Source organism: Paenibacillus litoralis (genome assembly GCF_046244365.1).
In the GTDB taxonomy this organism is placed as follows: domain Bacteria; phylum Bacillota; class Bacilli; order Paenibacillales; family NBRC-103111; genus Paenibacillus_V.
Window position 1 is genome coordinate 92,503 of sequence record NZ_CP176395.1, and the last position, 23,381, is coordinate 115,883.

At 50.0% G+C, this 23,381-nt stretch carries 15 protein-coding genes; all 15 read left to right on the forward strand.

From position 1 onward, the window contains the following. The first annotated feature begins 63 nt into the window (after window positions 1-63). The 15 genes from fabZ to ACKGJP_RS00500 all read left to right on the forward strand — a co-directional run bounded on the left by fabZ (window position 64) and on the right by ACKGJP_RS00500 (window position 23,353). On the forward strand, window positions 64-495 hold the full coding sequence (gene fabZ / locus ACKGJP_RS00430; protein ID WP_409343754.1) for a 3-hydroxyacyl-ACP dehydratase FabZ: 432 nt from the start codon (window positions 64-66) through the stop codon (window positions 493-495). A 190-nt stretch (window positions 496-685) separates the two neighbouring features. Next, on the forward strand, window positions 686-2,386 hold the full coding sequence (locus ACKGJP_RS00435; RefSeq protein ID WP_409343755.1) for a phospho-sugar mutase: 1,701 nt from the start codon (window positions 686-688) through the stop codon (window positions 2,384-2,386). Window positions 2,387-2,469: 83 nt separating this feature from the next. Continuing rightward, window positions 2,470-4,509, forward strand: coding sequence for a DUF5693 family protein (locus tag ACKGJP_RS00440; protein ID WP_409343756.1), 2,040 nt, complete (start codon window positions 2,470-2,472; stop codon window positions 4,507-4,509). Then, window positions 4,482-5,606 carry a polysaccharide pyruvyl transferase CsaB gene (gene csaB / locus ACKGJP_RS00445; RefSeq protein WP_409343757.1) on the forward strand — a complete coding sequence of 375 codons (1,125 nt, stop codon included), beginning with the start codon at window positions 4,482-4,484 and terminating at the stop codon, window positions 5,604-5,606. The genes ACKGJP_RS00440 and csaB overlap by 28 nt, the downstream gene beginning before the upstream one ends. Before the next feature lie 6 nt (window positions 5,607-5,612). After that, complete coding sequence (locus tag ACKGJP_RS00450) at window positions 5,613-6,356, forward strand: WecB/TagA/CpsF family glycosyltransferase (protein WP_409343758.1); 744 nt, start codon at window positions 5,613-5,615, stop codon at window positions 6,354-6,356. Between the two features lie 131 nt (window positions 6,357-6,487). Then, window positions 6,488-7,582, forward strand: coding sequence for a glycosyltransferase family 4 protein (locus tag ACKGJP_RS00455; protein WP_409343759.1), 1,095 nt, complete (start codon window positions 6,488-6,490; stop codon window positions 7,580-7,582). A 246-nt stretch (window positions 7,583-7,828) separates the two neighbouring features. Continuing rightward, the gene (locus ACKGJP_RS00460; RefSeq protein WP_409343760.1) at window positions 7,829-11,794 is read left to right on the forward strand and encodes an S-layer homology domain-containing protein; all 3,966 of its coding nucleotides are present in this window, start codon (window positions 7,829-7,831) and stop codon (window positions 11,792-11,794) included. A 438-nt stretch (window positions 11,795-12,232) separates the two neighbouring features. Next, window positions 12,233-15,700, forward strand: a complete 3,468-nt coding sequence (locus ACKGJP_RS00465; RefSeq protein WP_409343761.1) for an Ig-like domain-containing protein — start codon at window positions 12,233-12,235, stop codon at window positions 15,698-15,700. 92 nt (window positions 15,701-15,792) lie between these two features. Then, window positions 15,793-16,317 carry a hypothetical protein gene (locus tag ACKGJP_RS00470; RefSeq protein ID WP_409343762.1) on the forward strand — a complete coding sequence of 175 codons (525 nt, stop codon included), beginning with the start codon at window positions 15,793-15,795 and terminating at the stop codon, window positions 16,315-16,317. An 85-nt stretch (window positions 16,318-16,402) separates the two neighbouring features. Continuing rightward, on the forward strand, window positions 16,403-16,678 hold the full coding sequence (locus ACKGJP_RS00475) for a small, acid-soluble spore protein, alpha/beta type (protein ID WP_409343763.1): 276 nt from the start codon (window positions 16,403-16,405) through the stop codon (window positions 16,676-16,678). A gap of 169 nt (window positions 16,679-16,847) precedes the next feature. Beyond that, window positions 16,848-18,050 carry a methionine adenosyltransferase gene (gene metK, locus ACKGJP_RS00480; protein WP_409343764.1) on the forward strand — a complete coding sequence of 401 codons (1,203 nt, stop codon included), beginning with the start codon at window positions 16,848-16,850 and terminating at the stop codon, window positions 18,048-18,050. A 142-nt stretch (window positions 18,051-18,192) separates the two neighbouring features. Then, the gene (locus tag ACKGJP_RS00485) at window positions 18,193-20,853 is read left to right on the forward strand and encodes a stalk domain-containing protein (protein ID WP_409343765.1); all 2,661 of its coding nucleotides are present in this window, start codon (window positions 18,193-18,195) and stop codon (window positions 20,851-20,853) included. A 99-nt stretch (window positions 20,854-20,952) separates the two neighbouring features. Next, entirely contained in the window at window positions 20,953-22,131 is a 1,179-nt protein-coding gene (locus ACKGJP_RS00490; protein ID WP_409343766.1) for a sensor histidine kinase, read from the forward strand. Beyond that, entirely contained in the window at window positions 22,115-22,840 is a 726-nt protein-coding gene (locus tag ACKGJP_RS00495; protein ID WP_409343767.1) for a response regulator, read from the forward strand. The genes ACKGJP_RS00490 and ACKGJP_RS00495 overlap by 17 nt, the downstream gene beginning before the upstream one ends. A gap of 111 nt (window positions 22,841-22,951) precedes the next feature. Beyond that, window positions 22,952-23,353: a hypothetical protein gene (locus ACKGJP_RS00500; RefSeq protein WP_409343768.1), complete on the forward strand. Its 402-nt coding sequence runs from the start codon at window positions 22,952-22,954 to the stop codon at window positions 23,351-23,353. The last annotated feature ends 28 nt before the right edge of the window (window positions 23,354-23,381 follow it).

Consider the following 23,381-nt stretch of genomic DNA (forward strand, 5'->3'; position numbering starts at 1 on the left):
GACATTTGTATTGTAAGTTGAACGCAGCAAAATTATTCGAAACAAGGAAAGGCAGGTAATTTTATGTTGAACGTTACTGAAGTGCAAGACATTATTCCACACCGGTATCCCTTTTTGTTTGTCGATCGTATTCTGGAAGTCGAAGAAGGCGTTCGTGCGGTTGGAGTGAAAAACGTGACGATTAATGAACCGTTCTTTCAAGGCCATTTTCCGGGTTTTCCGGTCATGCCTGGCGTTCTGATCGTTGAAGCACTGGCCCAGGTCGGCGGCGTCGCTCTTCTGAAGCTGGAAGGCAATCGCGGCAAAATAGGCCTGTTCGCCGGTATCGACGGTTTGCGGATTCGCCGTCAAGTCGTTCCCGGCGATACGCTGACGTTGGAATTTACGGTTACGCGCCTGAAAGGGACGATCGTGAAGGGCCGCGGCGTTGCTCGCGTAGGGGATGAAATTGCAGTGGAAGGCGAATTGATGTTCGCTATGGCGGACCGCTCCTAGAGGGCAAGCGGGGTTCCGCATTTGTTGGATTATTCGGTGGTAAAAACAAAGCGATGCTCATATTCATGGGAAGGTGCGCAATGAGCCTGCTCAGCTGCGGCCAATCACCGGAGACGGTCATAGAAAGTTGCCAATAGTAGGGCACAGGCCATGCTTCCGTTGTCATTTATGTGGAGAGGGGTTATGGAAAATGAACGTTAACGTGCAAAATGAGTACAGGCAATGGTTGAACGACCCGGCGATCGACGAAACGACCAAGCAGGAGCTGCTGGCGCTGGAAGGGCAGCACGCCGAAATCGAGGACCGGTTTTACAAGGGCTTGGAGTTCGGAACGGGAGGCCTGCGGGGCGTAATCGGCGCGGGCACGAACCGGATGAACCGGTATACCGTGGGGCGGGCTACACAAGGTCTGGCGCAATATTTGCTCGAGCACGAAAAAGCTCCTCGTTCCGTCGTCATCGCATACGATTCGCGAAACCAATCGCCCGAGTTTGCCTTGGAAGCGGCGCTGGTGCTCGCGGGCAACGGAATCGCCGCTTACGTTTTCGAGTCGCTGCGGCCAACACCGGAGCTGTCGTTTGCAGTTCGGCACTTACGGGCTTCAGCAGGCATCGTCGTAACGGCCAGCCATAATCCGCCTGAATACAACGGATACAAAGCCTATAATTCGGACGGTTGCCAGCTTGTACCGGATCAGGCGGAGCGGGTCATCGCGAGCATTCAATCCGTAGCTTCTTTTGCGGAGATACACCGAATAACGCGCGAACAGGCGGAAACGCAAGGCCTGCTTCATTGGATCGGAGAGGCGATCGACGAAGCTTATTTGGAGCAAGTGACCGCAGTCAGCCAAAATCCGGACGTAGTCAAAGCGATGAGCGAGCGGATGCAAATTATTTATACGCCGCTGCATGGAGCGGGGAATCTCCTCGTTCGTGGTGCCCTGAAAAAAATCGGCTTCGAACGCGTCGCCGTTGTCGCTGCCCAGGAGCTGCCGGATCCGCAGTTTTCGACCGTCAAATCGCCGAATCCGGAGGAACGCGAAGCTTTTACGCTTGCCATCGAGCTGGCGAAACAGAGCGATGCCGATCTGATCCTCGGTACGGACCCGGACTGCGACCGGATGGGAGCGGTTGTCAAGGATGCGAATGGCGAATACGTCGTTCTGTCGGGCAATCAGTCGGGAGCGATTATGGTCGACTATTTGCTTGGGAGTCTGAAGCGTCGCGGCGAGCTGCCGGCAAACGGAATCGTCATCAAGACGATCGTCACCAGTGAAATGGGAGCTGTCGTCGCTAAGCACTACGGCATCGATACGCTTAACACCTTGACCGGATTTAAATATATCGGCGAGAAAATGACGGCATTCGAAACGCAAGGCGATCGGACTTTTTTGTTCGGTTATGAGGAAAGCTATGGCTATCTCGCCGGCAATTACGCACGGGACAAAGATGCGGTCGTCGCAGCGATGCTTCTCGCGGAAGCGGCAGCCTATTACAAGCAGCAAGGCAAGACGCTGTACGACGTTCTCCAGGAGCTATACACGCGGCACGGCTACTTCTTGGAGGCGTTGGAGTCGCGGACGATGAAGGGCAAGGACGGTCTAGCCCAGATCGGTCAAATCATGAACGAGTGGCGCAGCAATCCGCCGTCTGAAGTAGCGGGCGTCCCCGTAGCCGAAGTGCTTGACTATGCGCAAGGCCGCGACGGCTTGCCGCCGGAGAACGTGCTCAAATACGTGCTGGCGGACCATTCCTGGTTCTGCTTGCGACCGTCCGGCACCGAGCCGAAGATCAAGCTGTATTTTGCCGTATGCGGAGAATCGAACGAACAGGCGGCAGAGCTGCTGCAGAGTGTAAAACAAGACGTCATGGCCGGAATTGACGGCAAATAGCGGAATTCGCCCTGCTTGGGCGGATTACCATAAAGAGGTGAAGTGGATTGGCTCAGCGGGCTGTCCAATGGAATCGCACATTAATGAAACTGCTGTGGGGGCTTGTCATACTCGGGTTGCTGGCCTCCCTTCCTTTTATCTATGAAAGGTTGCGTACGGAGGAGTCATCCAAGAAGGTTGAATTCGTGTTCGACTACCGCGACCTTCTCGAGATTTCCGATACGAAAACCAATCCGCGCGAGTTCGTAAACGGACAGCTGGATGTATTGAAGAAGAACGGCATTCACTCGCTTGCCGTATATGAGAGTACGCTTAACGAGCTGAAGCTGAGCCGCAGGATCGAGCTTTATTCCTCCCGCGACGCTTCAATTATTATGCAAACGCCTATTACGGCTAATGAAAACTTTGCCTATGTCCTGTTTTCGGACAAAGAATCGCAGGCGGTTACGAAAGATTTAATTGAGCGCGCGTTCAATCGGCTGGGCGTGAAGATGCGGCCTTGGAGCTTCAAGAACCAAGACGGCTTGATTATCGAAATGCCGCTGGACGATGCGTCGATCAAGTCGCTCGATCCGGACCCGATCACGCTGAAAACATTGAAGGATAAGGGATTTCACATCGTCAGCCGGCTTTCCAACCGTCGCCCTTTTCAAGCGGAAGACATGGACAGGCTGCTTGGCCAGTTGAAGCAGCTCGGCGTAACCACGATATTAGTTGACGGCGACTCGGTGCCCGGCTATAGCAACGGCGCAGGAGGCAAGTCTAAGGTTGAGGACATCGAGACGATGGCAGAGCTGATGAACAAGTATCAGCTGGCGATAGCGGGCGTTGAGCCGGTCAGCTTGAAGGTTCCTCCCAAAGGCATGAGTACGTTAGCGAAGGAGCTTCACTATAACATCATTCGTCTGCATTCGTATTCCGAGCAGGAAGCGGACAAGCTGACGGAAAACCTGACTCCCGAAGAACTGGAAGGGCGCGTTCAGGCGATTGCGGACCGGTTCGTTCTTGCCGTGAAGGACCGCAATATCCGCATGATTTTCTTGAATGCGAGAGCATCCAAGAACCTGATTCGGGGTCAATACGTCGATCCCCTTAATGCTGTCATCGATACGGTTAACGGCATAGACGGAGCACTGGAGCGAATCGAAAAGTCGGGTTACACGCCGGGCATCGCCCATTCTTTCAGCGTGTATGAACCGCCGATGCAGAAGCCGCTCAAACTGCTGTCGATTATCGGCTGCGTCGCTTTGATTGCGCTTATGCTTGCCCGCTTTGTACCGCGGCTTATTCTCCCGATTTGGATCATCGGAACCGTAGGGGCTCTTGGCTTATTCGTTGCCAAACAGGACCTGCTGATCAAGCTGCTTGCGCTTGCCGTAACGGTTAGCGCGTCGACGCTGGCGATCATGACCGTCATAAGCAGCTTGCGTGCGCGTGCCGATTCACCGGTAAAGTCCAAGCTAGGCACGATGTTTGCGCTGCTGCTGCAGGCGACCGTCATCTCCAGCTGCGGAGCGATTTTCGTAGTGGCGCTGATGAGCCATATCACGTTCAATTTGCAGCTTGCGCAGTTTACCGGGGTGAAGATGCTGGCGTATTTGCCTGTCGTGCTTGCAGCCGTCTACTTGATCTTCTTTAGCGAGGGCTTGAGCCTGGCGGGAATCGCCGGCAAGGCCAAACGCATACTATTCTCCCACGTCAGTGTTATATCGATTGTTGCGGGAGCCGTTATTTTAGGGGCGGGATATTACTACTTATCCCGTACAGGCAACGAAGGACAAGCCTCCTCCTTTGAGCTTATTTTCCGGTCGTTCCTGGAAAATACGCTGGGCGTGAGGCCGCGTACCAAAGAATTTTTGATCGGTCATCCGCTGTTCCTTCTGGGCGTATATCTATGTTTGAAACGCAAGGCATGGGGACTATACGCGGTGCTGATCGGGGCGATCGCCCAAGCGGATATCGTAGGTACGTTTACGCACCTTCATACGCCGCTCGATATTTCGATGATTCGGGTGATTTACGGCCTTCTGTTCGGAAGCGCGATCGGTCTTGCGCTGATTGCAGTATGGGAACTTTGCGCAAGGAGTTGGCATAGATGGGCAGGCCCGCTAAAACAATTGTAATATCCGGCTATTACGGCTTCCGGAATAGCGGAGACGAAGCGGTGCTGCAGTCGATTTTGCTCGCGCTTCAAGAAGAATCGCGAAAACAGGAGATCACGATTGAACCGGTTGTCTTGTCTGTCGATCCCGAGTGGACGACGCGCATGTACGGCGTGAAGGCCGTTCACCGGATGAAGGCGGGTCCGCTCTTGGCGGCGATAAGGCAATGCGATGGCTTGATCAGCGGCGGAGGAAGCCTGCTTCAGGATGCGACGGGCAAAATGTCCATTCCCTACTACGTTGGCGTAATCAAAATCGCGCAGTGGTTCCGTAAGCCGACGTTCGTTTACTCGCAAGGCATCGGGCCGGTCAACAGTACAGCGTTCTATCCGTTGATCCGCAGCGCATTTAAGCATTCGGCTTACGTATCCGTCCGCGATCAAGAATCGGCAGACTTGCTCAAGTCGATGCATTTAGGGCAAACTAGGATAGAGGTTGTTCCCGATCCCGTTATGGGGCTTCCGCTTAAAGCGTCTATCCGGCAGCAAACGGCTTCAAACCAAGAGGGCCGCAAACCGATTCTTGGCGTATCGGTCCGTTATTGGAACGAAGACCGCAGCGAGCTGGCGGGACTGGCTGCAGCTTTGGACCGCATTGTGGCGGACCGGGACGTAGACATTCGGTTTCTGCCGTTCCATTTGCCTTCGGACGAAGAGGCTTCCCAAGAAGTCGTCTCCCGTATGGGAGAGGCTGCCCGTGCTCTTAGCACGATCGTACGCGATGTGACGCACCCGCAAGACATGCTCGGGGAGGTCAGCGCTTGCGATGCGATCATCGGCATGCGTTTGCATTCCTTGATATATGCGGCTTCTCAGCAGGTTCCGATGATCGGCATTTCGTACGATCCCAAAATCGATCAGTTTTTACACCGGCTCAACATGCGTTCGGCGGCAACGACCGCGCGCTTCGATTCAACGGCCGTAGCGGCCGAAACGCTCCGTCAGCTTGACGAACGCCGGCATTGGCAGCTTGAGAAGGGCGATGCCATCGAAAGGCTGAAGGCGGAAGCGAACAAACCGGCGCAACAAGTCGTGTCATTTTTACGTCAAAAAGGGTGAACAGCGATGACTATTCCGAAAGTATCCATATTCGGCGTTCCGATCTCTAAGCTGGGAATGAGCGAAACGGTACAAATGCTGGCCGATGCCATTGAAAGCGGTCGTCCGCATCAGATTATTACGGCGAACCCGATCATGGTGATGACGGCGCTCGAGCAGCCGGCCTACATGGCGATGATGAAAAGAGCCGAGGTCATTGTACCGGACGGGGCCGGCGTCGTATGGGCGTCCGGTTACGTCGGCAATCCGGTTAAGGAGAAGGTTGCAGGCATCGAGCTCGTTCACGAGCTTGCCAAAATGGCCGAGCGGACGGGGTGGCGCATGTATTTGATGGGCGCTTCGGAAGAGATCATCACGGCAGCGGCCGAAAAGCTGAAGCAAAAATATCCCCGGCTAGAGCTGATCGGGTATAGAGACGGTTTTTTCGGGGAGAATCAGGATCAAGACGTCATCCGGGATATTCGCGAGGCGAAACCTGATATTTTGCTCGTAGGCCGTTCTGCGGATAAGCAGGAGCCTTGGATCGATCGTTATAAAGAGGCGCTGAACGTACCGCTCATTATGGGTGTCGGCGGGAGCTTTGACGTTATCTCCGGCAAATTGAAGCGCGCTCCCAACTTTTGGATCAAATTGCGTCTGGAATGGTTTTATCGTCTGATGCAGGAGCCATGGCGCTACAAAAGAATGCTTGTGCTGCCGAAATTTGCATGGAAAGTCATCCGCGAAAAAGAGAATGTGCAAAAAGATTGAAAATGTTCATGAAAACGACAGTTTTTCGCCCATTTTCGGATAAATAGCAGATTCGCCTTTATTTCACAAACAGAGTATAATGAGTCCCGAAGGCTTTGTGAAAGAAACCTGAGGGGTTGTGTGTAAATAAAATGAGCGCATGGATGTATGTGATCGGCTTCATCGCTTCATGCTCGTTAGCCGTCCTGCTGACACCGCTGGTCAAAAAGCTCGCGTTCCGCGTCGGCGCCGTATCCATTCCGAACCACCGGAGCGTGCACACCAAGCCTATGCCGCAAATGGGCGGGCTCGCGATCTTTTTGGCATTTGCTATCGTATATACCGTAGTCTCGCTTATCGCTCATCATTATACAACCGACGTGACCATGGCTCTGCTAATCGGCGGCACGATCATTGTGATCGTCGGCGCCTTTGACGACCGTCTTGCGCTTTCTCCGAAAGTGAAGCTCCTCGGTCAAATCATTGCTGCAGTAGTCGTCGTTTCGTTCGGTCTGCAGATCGATGTGATCAATATTCCGTTTACCGGTTGGTCATGGACCCCGCCAACCTGGTTAGCGATTGTGATTACGGTTGTATGGATTATCGGCGTGACCAATGCCGTTAACCTGATTGACGGCTTGGACGGCTTGTCCGCCGGCGTATCGGGTATCGCTACCGCAACGATCATGGTCATGGCGCTTATGATGCCGCAGCAAGAATACCCGATCGCGCTGTTATGCGCGGTGCTTCTGGGCAGCATCGTAGGTTTCCTGTTCTTCAACTTCAACCCGGCCAAAATATTTATGGGCGACACGGGCGCGCTGTTTCTAGGCTTTACGCTGGCGACGCTGTCCATAGTCGGTTACAAACAGGCGGCATTCGTCTCCTTCATCGTGCCGATCCTCATTCTGGGCGTACCGATCTCCGATACGCTGCTCGCGATCGTTCGCCGTAAGCTCAACAATAAGCCGATCTCGGCTCCGGATAAAGGCCACCTCCATCATAGCCTGATGGGACTTGGCTTTAGTACCCGTAAGACCGTACTAATCATCTACGGCATTTCGATTCTGTTCGGCTTGTGTGCCGTGCTGATGTCTCAACCGCTGCAATGGTGGACAATCGTTCTGCTGGCCGTCTTCTTCCTCGGCATGGAAGTCGGCGTTGAAGCGCTCGGCATCCTAAGCAAAAAGCGCAAGCCCGTCATTCAGTTGTTTCAGCGGCTGGCTGGCCAGCGCAGCAAAGGATAACGCCTAGACAAGAAAGCCTCTGCCTCCGAAAGGAGACAGGGGCTTTTGTTTTGTGAGTATTTTATGGAAATCGACGCCATGTCTAAAAAAAACGCATGATTCGACCGATAACAACAAGTAACTGCAACTTTTTGAAAGAAGTCAGAGTCTAATGGGTGAAGAAAAATTTGGAAGGGGTCGATCGTTTCATTTTAGCTATTCATCATCGGTAATGTGCACATTTTTTTACATAAGGAGGACATTGTGTTGAAAACAAAATTACTACGCAGCTGGACAAGCATGTTCGTCGTCGCCGCGCTGCTGCTGACGCTGCTTCCGGCGTTCCCGCAAAAGGCTGCAGCCGCAGCGACCTTTTTCTATCCCGATAATCCGGGGCTGGCACAGAAGGCGAATCCGGCGGACAACGTCGCCATCGACCGGAATTCCGCCTATGTATCCAATACGAAGACGTTGGATATTACAGGTACGTATCAGTCCGTTTCCGCCGACTCGCTGGTCGTCAAGGTGGAGCAGCTGGTTAAGAAAGACGCGGGCTGGGTGGTCGATCCGCTAAGAACGTTTACGAAAGGGATCAATGCGCTGCCGAACAACCGTTTCGAAGCGTCCCGGATTCAATTGTTTGCTGGGTTCAACAAGGTGACGCTGCTCGGCAAGCAGAACGGCGTCGAGAAGTACGATATTTTTTATGTTTTGTACGATGATATTCCTTATCTCAAAACATTGAAAATCGGAACGGGGACCGTTGACCCCGTCGATCTGAACGAGGGCGTAAGCCGGATTATTCCGAAGCCGTCAAGCGTTACGGATCCCAATTACAAAATGGTCGTCTATTTGCAAGGACAAGCGCAAAATGCCACCAAAGTTTCGGTCAACGGAAGCGTAACGACGCCGATTGACGACGGATCCTTTTTTGCGCCGCCTATTACGTTGACGCCCGGAAAGAACGAGATCGAGGTTATCGTAGAGAACGATACGAACCGCGTTGTTTCGAAGCGCTCCGTATACTATTACGATCCGCTGAAGCCGTATATAGATTTGCAAATCCAACAGCAGTCTCCTCTGGCTACGAATCCGAATCCGGTGCAGAGCCTGCTGGGGACCGATAAGCCGAAATTAACCGACTCGACGACAGCGGCCGATTTGACTGCCACGATTATTACGCCGTATAGCGCAACGGGGAAAGCCGGCGATTTTGCCCATCCGACGCAAGGCGCTACGGTAACGACGCATGTGTACGAGCCTACTCTTAAGCAGACGTATAACGGCGGCGCAGGACTGACCGTCAACAAAGAAACGATAGTGCCGGGAGACGACGGCGAACCGGCTTATAAAATCATTGAGTTCAAAGTTAGCGGCTATAATATCCCGAATTCAAGCGATAAAGAAACCAAAATCTTTGATTTGGCGGTCGACTACGGAACCTTCCATACCCGGATCCCAAATTTGAAGTATAACTATTACCCGGGCGATATTGTGATTAAGAAGGCGACATTGGTCGAGATCGACACAAAGGGCAATGCGGACCCGGCCGATGACGTTTTCACGGAAAAGGCCCCTCTGAACGGCAGTGAAGTAACGTCGCCGGACTTCTATATCCAACTGGAAACCAGCGTTGACGAAGCAACCACTACCGGCAAGGAGCTAAGCGCATCCCTGCTTCCGATCGGTACAGCTACGTTGACGGTCGAAGGCAGCGCGCCAGGTAAGCCGGTTAAAATCATTACAGATGGAACTACCAAGAAATATATTTATAAAATTAAAGGATTGCCGAACGGATCCCAGAAGGTTCAATTTATTTATAAAGACTCGCTGACCGGATACGAAGCAACCATTAACTACGTATCGAAGCGCTATATTTATGTAGAGGGCGTTTACGACGGACAGACGGTTACCTTCGACTCGAGCGATACAACGGGTCAAAAAACGGTTAATATTTCCGGAGAATTCGTCGGATTTGACAGCCTGCTAGGGGAAAAGCTGACGATTAACGGGAAAGAACCCGGCCTTGATACGCCGGGCAATGCTGCCGATGATTTCAAGGTAGATCCGGTAACGCATAAGTTTACGTATACCATGCAGTTTGCAAATGCTACGAATCCGGATGCCCGCCTTTATTTCGGCGAAAATACGATCGTGCTGACGGGAACGGATACGACGGGCGGCATGCTGCAAACGATCCGCAAGGAAATCAAAATTTATATCATCGATAAGAATATGCCTGTGCTTACCAAGTTTCAGCCGCTCGAAATTCCGACAACCGGATCGAGGCCGGTACTGGACAGCACCATTTTCACAAAGCCGTTGACGTCGATTCTGTTTAAGAACGACCGCTATGTAACGAGCCTGAAAGAGTACGATCTGGTCTTTAACGGCGGCGGTGCGGAGGAAATTAAGCTGATGAGGGGCGGAGAACTGATTCTCCACGCCAAAACAGACGGCACGATCCTTCCGGGAACAACGCCTAACGCGGAATTGTACAAAAATGACGGAACGCACGTAGGCTCGGGGAGCACCTCCAGCAATTTCTTGTTCCGGATTACGAACCTGAAGTTTGATGCGCCGGGCAGCCAGGTGTATACGCTTGAATTGAAAAATTCAACAGGTGCGCGGATTACGCAACGTTTGGAGATTCAACGCGAAGTGGCGCCGTACCGCATTTTGGCTCCTCAGCCGACGGTAGGCGACCGGATATTGGTCAACAAAAACTTCGTTCGCTTCGATATTGAAGCGGAAGGCGCCGAGCAGGTTTTAATAGACGGTAAAGCCGCTACGAAACGTCCGGACTTCAATGACCGCTTTATTTATGAATACTCCGGCTTGAAGGCGAATAAGGAAACGATCATTAAAGTGGCTGTTGTACGCCAAGGCGGAACGTTGAACACGACAGTCAAAGTGTATTACACGGATTCGGTTCAAATCGGATCGCAATTTATGGAGAAGATCGGATCGAAACATAATGTATTCGGCGGAGATTTGCAGCTGGCCTTCCCGAAGGGGACGATACTCAAGACTGCGGATCCTACGATGAATCAGAATCAAGTGACTCAGTTCTATGATCAGACGCAGCTCATGTTCGGGATTGCAGACCCGACGAACGGTATGGTCGAGCGTATAAACGACTACGGCAACCGCAAGGGACTGGACGTTGATTTGAGGACGGATGCGCGGAACGGCCAATATGCGATTCCGATTTTGGACTGGCTCTCGCAGCAGTTTACTAGTCCTTCTACTAGACAGCATTTCACTGCGGTATCGCCATTCTATTGGATTTCCGGCGGAGTAGGCGAGCAGAGCGTCAAGGGTTCGTCCAACTATCGTCCTGCAACGAACGGCTTGGATCCTTACGACATAGAAGGAACGTTCACGACCTTCTTGCCGGAACGCAAGATCGTACCGTCCGAGCGCGGCTCGCTGACCCTCCAATTTGACAAGAACGTCGTGGATATTGCGGGGACTCAGATTACCGTCTTCTATTTCAATGATAGAGGCGAATGGTCCAGACTGGGCGGCGTTGTGGACACGAAGAAAAACACGGTCACGGTGCCGTTCGATGACTTCGGCTATTACGTCGTCATGAAGCTGCGGGAAGGCTTTGCGGACATTACGAATCACCCTTGGGCTAGAAACGTATTGGAAGCCCTATTTGCGAAAGGCTACATGGAGAATATCCGATACGAGGATTTCGGTACCGACGACTTTGCGACACGCGGAGAATTCGCTACCATGCTAGTCAAGTCTCTTGAGATTCCGATCAATGCGGATAACAACAACACATTCGTAGATGTCGTGCCGGGCAGCCGATCGGTAACCTGGGATTATGCGCACATTGAGACGGCAGCCAGAGCGGGCATCATTACCGGAATGGATAACCGCTGGTTTGGCGTCAATCAACGCTTGACCCGGGAACAGGCTGCCACGATGATCGCCAGAGCGCTGGATCTGAAAGTCGCCGTAAACGACAGCAAGCTGCTCGCGAACTTGGATAAGCTCTACACGGATACGGGAGCGATGAGCTACTATGCTTTGCCATTCATTGAGGCCGTGACGAAAGACGGCGTCATGCTTGGCCGTCCGAATGAGCTTGCCGAGGGCGAGAAAAAGCAGACGAGCCGGTTCGACCCGCTTGCAAACCTTACGCGCGCAGAGGTCGGCCAAATAGCCGTACGCTTGCTTCAAAAGCATAGCAAGGTTTTCCCTAAAAACCTCAATTAGTTGTACTTGGAGACTGTTCCAGAAGTCTGGAACAGTCTCATTTTTATTGGAAAATGTTTCGCGATGACTTTGCATGTCCTTCCATGTATACTAATTCTCGTAGCCTAGATATATCAAATGGTATACACTCGGAAGGCAACATAAGTTGACAATAAAATATTTCGAAACTTTTTTTTCGAAATCCGCAACTTTTTCAGAGTTGGAGCGTTTAATTACTGTGAAAACACACCGCGGAATACATAACGAGCAACAATCCGATGGTTAATTTTCACAAAATTATCTCTTTACGCTGACTTAGGTCCATTGTATAATGTTTAAAGTGGCCTAGGACTCTCTAGTTTTTTAAACGTGTTTACTAGTTTCTGTGGGCACCACTTGTTCGCAGACTTTCATATTAATCAACATACGCTCAACTCTGGGAAGGGGGTGAATCGGCAAATGAGTGAATCGAGCTCAAATTTATCTAGAGAATACTCTCAGAAACATATTCGAGGAGGAGAAAAAAAGGTTATGAAAAAAACTTTATCTTCTGTCGTTTCGATCGCGCTGATCTCTTCGATGTTCGCAACGGCGGCATTCGCTGCTGAAGCAACACCGACAGCTGGAACGACAACAACTACATCCGCAACTGCAACAAAGGAATTGACGATCGAACAAAAATATGAGGCTTTGAAAGCTCTTGGCATCTTGGAAGGCGACGGCACTGGCGCTAACCTGGAAGGGTTGACTGACCGCGCTCAAATCGCGAAAATCATCGCTAAAACATTCAAGTTGACTGAAGATGCTTCCGGCGCTTCCGTTTACACGGATGCAGCTTTCAAAACTCCTGAATATAGCTGGTCGCTTGGCTTCGTAGGCGCTGTTACTAAAGCTGGCTACATGGACGGCGTTTGGGACAAAACTTTTGCTCCTACAAGCAAAGTAACACTTCAAGAACTGGCAACTATCTTGGTTCGCGCATTCAAACTTGAGCACCCTAAAACTGAAAAAGTTGAAGGCAAAGTTGATGAGTGGGCACAAGAGTACGTAGCAGCTGCAATCAAAGCTGGCTTGATCAGCGCAAAAACGGACTACACTGCACAAGCAAAACGTAGCGACCTCGTTGAGTCCGGCTACACTGCAGTGAAGAAAGTTGAAGAAGGAACAAAACCAGTAGTAACAGCTAAGTTGACTGGCGTTTCCGGTTTGACAAATGCGAAAGTGAAAATCACTTTTGATGCAGAAGTTAAAGCCATCGACAAGTCCAGCGTTGTTATTAAAGACGAAGCAGGCGCAGCTGTTGAAGTGAAGGATGTTGCTCTTGCATCCGATGGTAAATCTGCAGTTGTAACAACTGTAGCATTGAATGGCTATAACAAATATACGCTTACTGTTAAAGACGTTACGAAGAACTTCGTAGCAATGGGCGTTGATTCCGACAAACCAGTTGCTAAAACGGCTGTTATCGGTCAAGATGCTGCAATTACAGTTACTTTTAACGAAGCTGTAGACGCTGCGACAGCAACTAACGTTGCAAACTACGTACTTGACCCTTCGGTTAAAGTTAAGAGTGCAACGCTTAACAGCGATGGCACTGTAGTGACAGTTGTGACGGAAGCTCAAGAAATGGGCAAAACTTACAAGTTCTCCGTTCAAAGCGTAACGGATCTGTCTGGAAACGTAGTAGACAAAACCGATTTCTACGTGGGCGGTGTTGTTGATAACGTTAAACCAACAGCAACGGTGGTTGTAAACGCTGATGCTACAGTTACTGTTTCGTTCGACGAGAAAGTGAACAAAGAAACAGCTCAAAACGTATCCAACTACGTTATTGATCCTGCTTTGAACGTGAAGAGCGCAACGCTCAACAGCGACGGCAACAAAGTTACTCTCGTAACAGACGTTCAAGAATTGAGCAAAACTTACAAAGTAACAGTTCAAAACGTTGCTGACCTTGCAGGGAACGTAATTGATAAAAAAGATCACTACTTCGGCGGTATCGTTGATGCTCAGAAGCCGACTGCTAACGTAACAAACAATGGTGACGGATCGCTCAACGTTGCTTTCAACGAGAAAGTAAACAAGGAGCAAGCCGAGAACGTGTCCAACTACACGATCGATACAGGTCTTGCAGTAAAGAGTGCAACGCTTAACAGCGATGGCAATGCTGTAACGCTTGTTACTGACAAACAAGAAAACTCCAAAACTTACAAGCTTACGATTCAAAACATTGCAGACCTTGCAGCAACTCCAAATGTAATCGAGAAAAAGGATTACTATTTCGGTGGTATCGTTGACACGGCGGGTCCAGAAGTAACGACAGCAACATCTACTGGTGCTACTACTGTTGTTCTTCAGTTCAATGAAAAATTGAATAAAGACCTTGCACAAGATCCAACTAATTACGTTGTAGATGGCGATTTGAAATATCCAACAAAAGCTGTTTATGATGACGCTACTCAAAAAGTGACGTTGACAACAGCTAAACAAACAGCTGGTAAACTGTACACAGTCTCGATCAACAACCTGAAAGACAAATCGGGCAATGTGATTACTTCCGGCTACAAAAAGACTTTCGGTGGTACATCTTCTTCGACAGCTGCTCAAACGAAGCTTCTGAACGTGTCGACAGTCAACCAAAACACAATTGATTTGGTGTTCGACCAAGAAATTTCTGATGCAGACCTGAATACAAACCTTGGCGTTGACGTTGTAAAATTCGATGGAACGGCAGTGTCGGTAACTGCAGTTACTTACGAAACGCTGAGACAAACTGACAAAAAAATCGTTCGTGTACAATTCAAGAACAGCGAGACCAACCCTGCACTCTTTACTATGGGTAACAACTACAAAGTTACTGCAACAGGTGTTGCAAATCTTGTAACAACTGATTCCGCTAACACTAGAGTGTTCTCGGGTACTAGTGTTGCAAACGAAGCTCCGAAATTCGAGCATGCTGTTGCCATTAACAATACCTCCGTTAAAATCAGATTCACTGAAGACGTATTGTTTAATTCGACTGTAGCGGCGGACACTTATCAACAATTTAAAATCGGCGATCTGTCTATCATTGGTATTCAAACTGATGTGACGAAACCAGTACGTGAAGTAGTTCTGAACCTTGGAACTCCACTTGCATCGGGTCAAACGTACACAGCTTCCTTGAACACCGGTTCGACAATCAAAGATGCAGCTGGCTTCAATGCAATTAAATCCGATACAACAGCATATGTATCCGGAACAACTGTAGCGAACAGCGCTCCTAAGATCCAATTTGTAAATGTTACCGACAAAAACAACTTCGATATCGTATTTACTGAAGCAGTTGAGAATGCTGCTAACGCGGAATACGTAATCGAGAAAACAGCTGGCCCTGGTACAGTTCCAGTTATCACTAAGGATGTTAATGCTACCTTTACGGCTTCCAGCGACAAAACGAAATTGACTGTCAACATCTGGAGCACTACAGGTACAGCTCTTGATCCTTACAGCTCTTACACTGTAAAAGTGAAAGATACAAGCGTTGCTGCAGAAGTGATTAAAGATCTGCAAAACACACCGCTTAAATCGGCTGACAATGTAGCTGTTAACTTCGCTGGTACTTCGCTTGCTAACGCTCAACCGATCATCGCAGCAGTTGACGCTGTTATCAGCGGCGCTGATAAGAAAACATTGACAGTTAAAGCTAAATTCAGTGAAGTAGTAACTGGTACAGCAAACCTTGAAGTAGTAATCAATGGTCAAACGATCGTTGTTGCTGTAACATTGGCTAATGCTGACAACACAACATTCACTGTAACAACTACTGATGCAATGGCTGCTGGAAATACAGGTACTATCAAAGTATCTAATGATTCCACTAACTTGCTGCTCGATGTTAACAAACAAAAAGCAAAAACAGATGCTACTTCTTTTGCTACTAAGTAATTAGAAATAATCTCGTAAAGGAGTCATTAAGGGGAAACCCTTAATGGCTCCTTTTTAATTGATTTTATATCTGACAAATAGGAGTGAATGTAATGAAAATGAAAGTAGTTATGTCAATGTGTGTCACAGTGCTTTTCACATTGTTTCTAACGCAAGTTGTGACTGTCGCCGATGCTCCCGCACAACCCGGCACATCCAACGATCCTCTCGTCACCAAAAGTTATGTAGATGAGCTTGTGCAGAAGAAGGTCGCCGAAGAAGTAGCCAAAATGAAGGACGGTACTCCTGCGACTCCAACGCCTGCCCCGAATGCATCCGAATCGGTAACCGTTGTCGAATTAAAAGCCAATCAAACGCTCTTAGCAGCAGCAGGTGCTGAATTTATCGTACGTACCGGCAAAACCTTGATCGTGAGCAGTGATGAAAACGGCGTTCCCGACGTTACGACTGGGAAGGATATCGCTCCGAATGGAATCATTGAAACGAATCATTTATTAATATTCCCACGTGAGGGCCGTGGCATTAAACCCGATCCGAAAAACAAGGACGCCATATTTGTAATGGTTAAAGGCAACTACATCTTGCAAAATGCAGACGGCACAAAGGTAACACCATAAATTTACCCAAAATGACAGAAAGTTATCCGGCTGACACAGATGCCTCCGGTCATACTATAGGTACACCAACAAGGAGGTGACCGAGATGGCTAAACAAAAATTGGTACAAGCCAGCAAACAAGCACTCGATATGATGAAGTATGAAATTGCCGCAGAGCTTGGCTTGCCGGTCGGTAAACAAGCGATAGGTGCTTTAGGCGCAGACGTTGAGTTTGCGACCGAGCTGGGTTCCATTACCGCCGGTTCCGTAAAAGAAGACTACTGGGGGCATATTGCATCCCGAGATACCGGAGCGGTAGGCGGAGCGATTACGAAAAGACTCATCCAAAAAGCAGAAGAAGCACTTTTCTCCCTGTCATAATTTGTGTTCCCCGAAAAGCCTATTTTTATACTTGGTTTATTGACAGTACTCGACAAATCGATTAGTATAAACTATTGAAGGTCGTGAATAACAACCTCCTCCGTCGATTTTTGGAGAAGGTTGATTTTTTGTGCAGCCTTTTCAAAAATTATTGGGAGGTCGAGTTAAAATGGCGACTTCAAGCAAAAGACGCTTGTTTACGTCCGAATCCGTAACGGAGGGACATCCGGATAAAATATGTGACCAAATTTCCGATGCGGTTTTGGATGCCTTCCTTAAGGAAGACCCTAACGCACGCGTTGCTTGTGAAGTATCGGTAGCAACAGGTTTAGTATTGGTAATTGGTGAGATTAGCAGTCGTGCGGATTATGTCGATATTTCTGCAATCGCTCGTCAGACGATCAAAGAAATCGGTTATACGCGCGCGAAGTATGGTTTTGACTCCCATACCTGTGCAGTTCTGACTTCGCTTAACGAGCAGTCTGCGGACATCGCTCAAGGCGTAGACAAGGCGCTTGAAGCAAGAGAAGGACAAATGTCCGATGCCGAAATCGAAGCGCTTGGCGCTGGCGACCAAGGCTTGATGTTCGGTTTTGCGGTAAACGAAACGCCGGAATATATGCCAATGCCGATCGCTCTGGCTCATCGTTTGGCTCGCCGCCTTTCGGAAGTAAGAAAGAACGGAACGCTTCCTTATTTGCGTCCTGACGGCAAAACGCAAGTTTCGGTTGAGTACGAAGGTGACAAGCCGGTTCGTGTCGACACCATCGTGGTTTCTACGCAGCATGCGGAAGAAATTACGCTTGAGCAAATCAAAAGCGATATCCATGAGCATGTTATTAAACCGGTCGTACCGGCTGAGTTCTTGGATGCCGAAACAAAATACTTCATTAACCCGACAGGCCGCTTCGTAATCGGCGGACCTCAAGGTGATGCCGGTCTTACAGGCCGCAAAATAATTGTCGACACCTATGGCGGTTATGCGCGTCATGGCGGCGGTGCATTCTCCGGTAAGGATCCGACGAAAGTCGACCGTTCCGCTGCTTATGCTGCACGCTATGTAGCGAAGAACGTAGTGGCTGCAGGACTTGCCGACAAATGCGAAATCCAGCTTGCTTATGCGATTGGCGTAGCTCGTCCGGTTTCGATTAACGTGGATACATTCGGTACAGGCAAAGTAAGCGAAGATAAAATTGTTGAATTGATTCGCAATAACTTCGACTTGCGTCCGGCCGGAATCATCAAAGAGCTTGATCTTCGTCGCCCGATCTACCGTCAAACGGCAGCATACGGACATTTTGGACGGACCGATCTCGATGTGCCTTGGGAACGTCTGGACAAAGCGGAGAAGCTGAAAGCCGAAGCGTTCTAATTATATAATCATGATAATGGAAGAACCATTTGTCCTCCTGGAGGCAATTGGTTCTTTTTACATGCGCAACTTTTTGTCGAAATAAGGAGTCTAAAAGAGATAGAGAGATAGAAAAGGAATGGGATCAGAGAGGAGAACAGCAATGACTGGGCAATACCGAAGGAGAACGATGTTCATTATTTTGAAGAAGACGGGGACGCTGTTGTTGACGGCTGCGATTCTTGCTACACCGGTAGCGCTCAGCTGGAAGCCAACCTTGGCAGCGGCGGCGGAGGATTCGATCAAGCTTCTTAGCGAGGAACCGATAACGGCAGGAGCCGTTCTGCAAAAATATGAATGGACCTCGACACGCGGAAGTAAAGCCATTCGTGTCGGTGCTAACGTAGTTCGCGTGGACTTGCAAAACCCTTACGTTAAGCTGGATGTAATGACCGGGCGAGAGGGACAATTCACCAAGAAGCAATCCGTGCGCGGTATGGCGAACGAGACGGGAGCTGTGGCGGGCGTCAACGGCGACTTTTTTAACACGCAAGCGGAAGGCGCGCCGATAGGGCCTGAAGTAGCGGATGGTAAGCTGGAAGCTACGCCTCCGTACTTGCCTGGCTGGTATTCGTTTGCTATCACGAAGGAGAACAAGCCGGTAATTGAAATGTTTACGTTCAAGGGCTCCGTAAAAGCCAAGGACGGCGCGGAATTTCCGTTAGGCGGCATAAACAAGTCATATTACTGGTTTGAACCGAACGGCGAGCATAGCCATATTGATTCTATGTTCTTGTATACGAGCACATGGGGGCAGGACGATCGCGCGAACGATCGGAATACGGACTTGACCGAAGTATTGGTGCAGAATGATATAGTCAAAGAAATCGTACGTTATGGGAAAATCCCTATGGTGGCCCCGGAAGACGGCTACATACTGAGAACGGAAGGTAAAGCGGCGCAGTTCGTGCTCGATCATATCAAAGTTGGCGATAAAATTCAGGCGAACTATGACGTGTACGCACAGGATCCTACTTTAAGCTACGATGCGAAGACGTTCAAAATGATGATCGGCGGGCAAACCATTTTGGTCGATCAGGGGAAAGCGTCCGAGTTTTCGCGTCCTTTATCGGATGTGAGCGGCGCTTCTGCCGTTGCCAGAACGAGCGTCGGTTTTTCGAAGGATGGCCGTTACGTCTACATGATTGCGGCTGACAAAAGCAGTGAAAGTGACGGATTGACGCTGGCGGAGCTGCAAAAGGTCATGGTTAAGGTCGGCGTATGGCGAGGGATGAACCTTGACGGCGGCGGTTCGACGCAGATGGTATCCCGTCCGCTCGGCGAGACGTCCACACAATTAGTCAACAATCCGGGCGGGTACGAGCGTCCCGTGGTCAATGGGCTAGGGGTGTATTCTACGGCTCCGGTCGGTCAACCGCTAGGTTTAAAGATTTCGGGTCCGGCTTCCATGCTGATAGGCGAAAAAGTAACCTATAACGTAGGCGGCTATGACGAGTTTTACAATCCGATTAAGGCGGGGCAAGTAACGGCTGACTGGTCGACAAGTCAAGCGATCGGGACGTTCAGCGGAAATACGTTTACGGCTACCAAGAAAGGGAAGACGACGCTGACGGCGGTCTCCGGCAAGGGCAAGCAAACGCTGGATGTGCAGGTCATCGGCAAGAATGAGATCGCCAGCATGACGATCGAGCCTTCCAATTCGGTTATTACGGAGAGCAATGAGCCAATCAAGCTTAACGTTCGCGTGAAAACGAAGGCCGGCGCCGAAAAGGTCGTGCCAGGCGACTTGTTTCAGTGGGAGATCCGCGGGGCAAAAGGTGAAATTACCGGAGATACATTCCGTTTGGCATCGGTAGCCGACGTTAAATCGGTAGAGCTCGTTGCGAGATACGATGGATTCAGCACCATGACATCGATTGGAATCGGCTATAAAAAGCTGTGGGCCGATTTCGACATGCTGAATGCCGAGGTCTCGTTCACAAGCTATCCTTCCGAAGTCAAAGGCGAAGTAAAACGCGTGCCGGGCTTCGCGGGCCTTGATGCCGTTAACAATGCCGTTTATATGAGTTATGACCTCACTGGCGGAGCCGGTACCAAAGCCGCTTACATTACGTTCGGCCAAGGCGGCCTTCCGATCGAAGGAGAGCCGAAATCGCTCAGCGTAAAAGTGAAGGGCGACGGCAGCCGCAACTGGCTGCGTGCTTCTTTTATTGACGGGGACGGCAAAGAGGTGCTCGTCGATTTTACGAAATCGCTCAACTGGTCCGATTGGCAGACGGCTACCGCAAACCTTTCGACTATTAAATATCCGGTTAAGCTGAACAAGATTTATATCGCCAACCCGGCGCTGGGGCAGGATGAAAGGGAATTGAAAGGCGCGATCGCCATTGACGACATCACCTTCCACTATCAAACGAAGGCGCCGGAGCTTCCAAGAAACCAGATTCAACTGACGATCAACAAGAAAACCGTAGAGGTGAACGGCAAGCCGGTAGAAATCGATCAAGCGCCGGTCATTGTGGAAGGGAATACGCTTGTGCCGCTTCGGTTTGTCGTGGAGGCTTTGAAGGGCGAGGTGCTCTGGAACAATGACGAACGCAAGGTTACGGTTTACCGCGGAAGTCAAATGGCCGAGCTGTGGCTGGATAACAAAGAGATGAATATGAACGGTAAATCGGTTACGGCCGAAGTACCCCCGGTGCTGATGCAAGAATTGACCATGGTGCCGCTGCGTATTTTAACGGAAAATCTCGGATGGAAAGTAAGCTGGGATCAGAGCACGCTAACCGTGACGATGGAATAAAATAGTACTTCCATAGCACTTTCAAACAACGGCAAATATGATACTATTAAACCAAACGCCTTACGCGGAATTTGTTTGAATTAAAGGAGTTTGGGTCGCTTGCAGCAAGTCGATGCTATTGATCGCGTCATAAAAAATGCGATAGCTGTCATGGAAAGCAGCAAATATCAAATTTTCGAAATTTGCGAGAGCGCACGCTCCGAGAAGGATGCGCTTAACAAAGAGCTGCAGCAGGTATTGGAAGAAGTGAGTCTTACAATCGAGCAGGTCGACAAGCATGAGCTCGAATACAAAAAATCACGTATCCGGCTCACGGAGGTGAGCCGGGACTTTCGTCGTTTTAAAGAAGAGGATATCAAGATCGCTTACGATGCGGCGACCCAGCTTCAACTTCAGCTTACCGTGTACCGGGAGAAGGAAGAGCATTTGAAGCTTCGCCGCGATGACCTGCAGAAGCGGATCAAGAACGTGGACAAGCAGATCGAACGTGCGGAGACGATCGTGTCCCAAATGAGCGTGGTCCTTGATTATTTGTCCGGCGACCTGAATCAAGTTACGCGGATTCTAGAGTCGGCGAAGAACAGACAGATGCTCGGTCTGAAAATTACGCTTGCCCAAGAGGAAGAGCGGAAGCGCATTGCCCGGGAAATTCATGACGGTCTTGCCCAAACGATGGCCAATGTCGTGCTGCGTGCGGAGATATCCGAACGTATGCTTAGCATGGGACAGCCGGAAGCGGTGAAGGACGAATTAATCGAGCTGAAGGGGCAAGTGCGCGGAGGACTCGAGGAAGTTCGGAAAATTATTTTCAATTTGCGGCCAATGGCGCTTGACGATCTTGGTCTGGTTCCGACCTTAAGGCGATTTGTGCAGGACTTTGAGGAGCGGACGAAAATTCGTGCGTCGATCGAACTGATCGGAAGGGAAACGCGGCTACCTTCCGGAATGGAGGTGGCGATCTTCCGGTTGGTTCAGGAGACGTTTTCCAACGTGCTCAAGCATGCTAACGCTTCATTCATCTCGCTGGAAATCACGTTCCAGGCCAAGATGGTCAAAATCGCTGTGCTAGATAATGGAATCGGCTTCGATGTCGGGTTAATCGAATCGAAGATAGCCAAGGGTAATCACTTTGGATTGATGGGTATGCGAGAGAGAATCGAGCTGCTGGAAGGGCGGATGGATATCGAGTCCACCCCAAGCGCCGGTTCCAAAATTTCGATGCTCATTCCAATCGGTTCCGAACAGAGGAGGAATATGACGGATGGACAAAATGTCTAGCGCGAAACGAAATATCAAGCTGGTATTGGCTGACGACCATCAATTGTTTCGGGAAGGCGTCAAACGGATTATCAATATGGAGCAAGGCCTGGAAGTGGTAGGGGAATGCGGTGACGGTATTCAGGTTATTGAGCTGTGCAACGAGCTGAAGCCGGATATCGTCCTCATGGATATCAATATGCCGATAGAGAACGGCGTTGTGGCAACGGAGAAGCTGAAAGAGTTTTTTCCGGAAACGAAAGTTATCATTCTATCCATTCATGATGATGAAAGCTACGTATTCGAAACGCTTCGCAAAGGCGCATCCGGCTATTTATTGAAGGATATGGAAGCGGAGTCGCTGATCAATGCCATTCACTCGGTTGTGGCAGGCCATGCCTACATCCATCCCAAGGTTACCGGGAAGCTTATCAACCAGCTGCGCCGGATGACCTATTTGGACGAAGTCGGGGTTGCGGCAAGCGGGATCGGCGTCAAGGAAGCTGGCGTTAAATTCGTGCATACGTCGAGCAATCCGCTCACGCGCCGCGAAGCGGAGGTTCTTCGTCTGATGGCTGAAGGAAAGAGCAACAAGGGCATCGGCGAATTCCTATTTATTAGCGAGAAAACGGTAAAGAACCACGTCAGCAGCATTTTGCAAAAAATGGAAGTTGACGATCGGACGCAAGCGGTCATTATCGCGATTAAGAACGGATGGGTGACGCTTTAATACATACTTCTTTGTGTTAGTCATCATGGATACGTCAGGAAGGTGGGTCGAAAGTTACAGGAACTCCGCCAAGCATTGCGGCATATACTATCCGTAAGGGAGGGAACCGCGATGATCGTAGGGTTGCTGTTGATTTTCGGCTTGTACGGCCTGGGCGCCGCACTCGTGCACGTTTGTTACGCTTTGGAGCAAAACAAGAAGAGGAAACGCACCATCCGGTTTATTCTGGTTACCCGCAACAACGAACAGCATGTGGAGTGGTATCTGCGTTCGCTTCGTTTTTTTTCGAGATGGCGCGGTTGCCATGTGGCCATTGCGGTTTTTGATGACGGGTCGACCGACGATACGCTGCATATCGCTCGGCAGTATGGACGAACCAGGAATTATGTGGACATCTATGATCGTACAGACGATTTGGACCGATATATGGACGAGCGGCATGGCGAACGATTGATCGTTCTGCAGCTGCATTTGCTAACCCCGTTCAAGAGATTAGCCGTTTTGCAGTGGTAACCGCTTACAAGTGGTGTTCCGGCTTCAA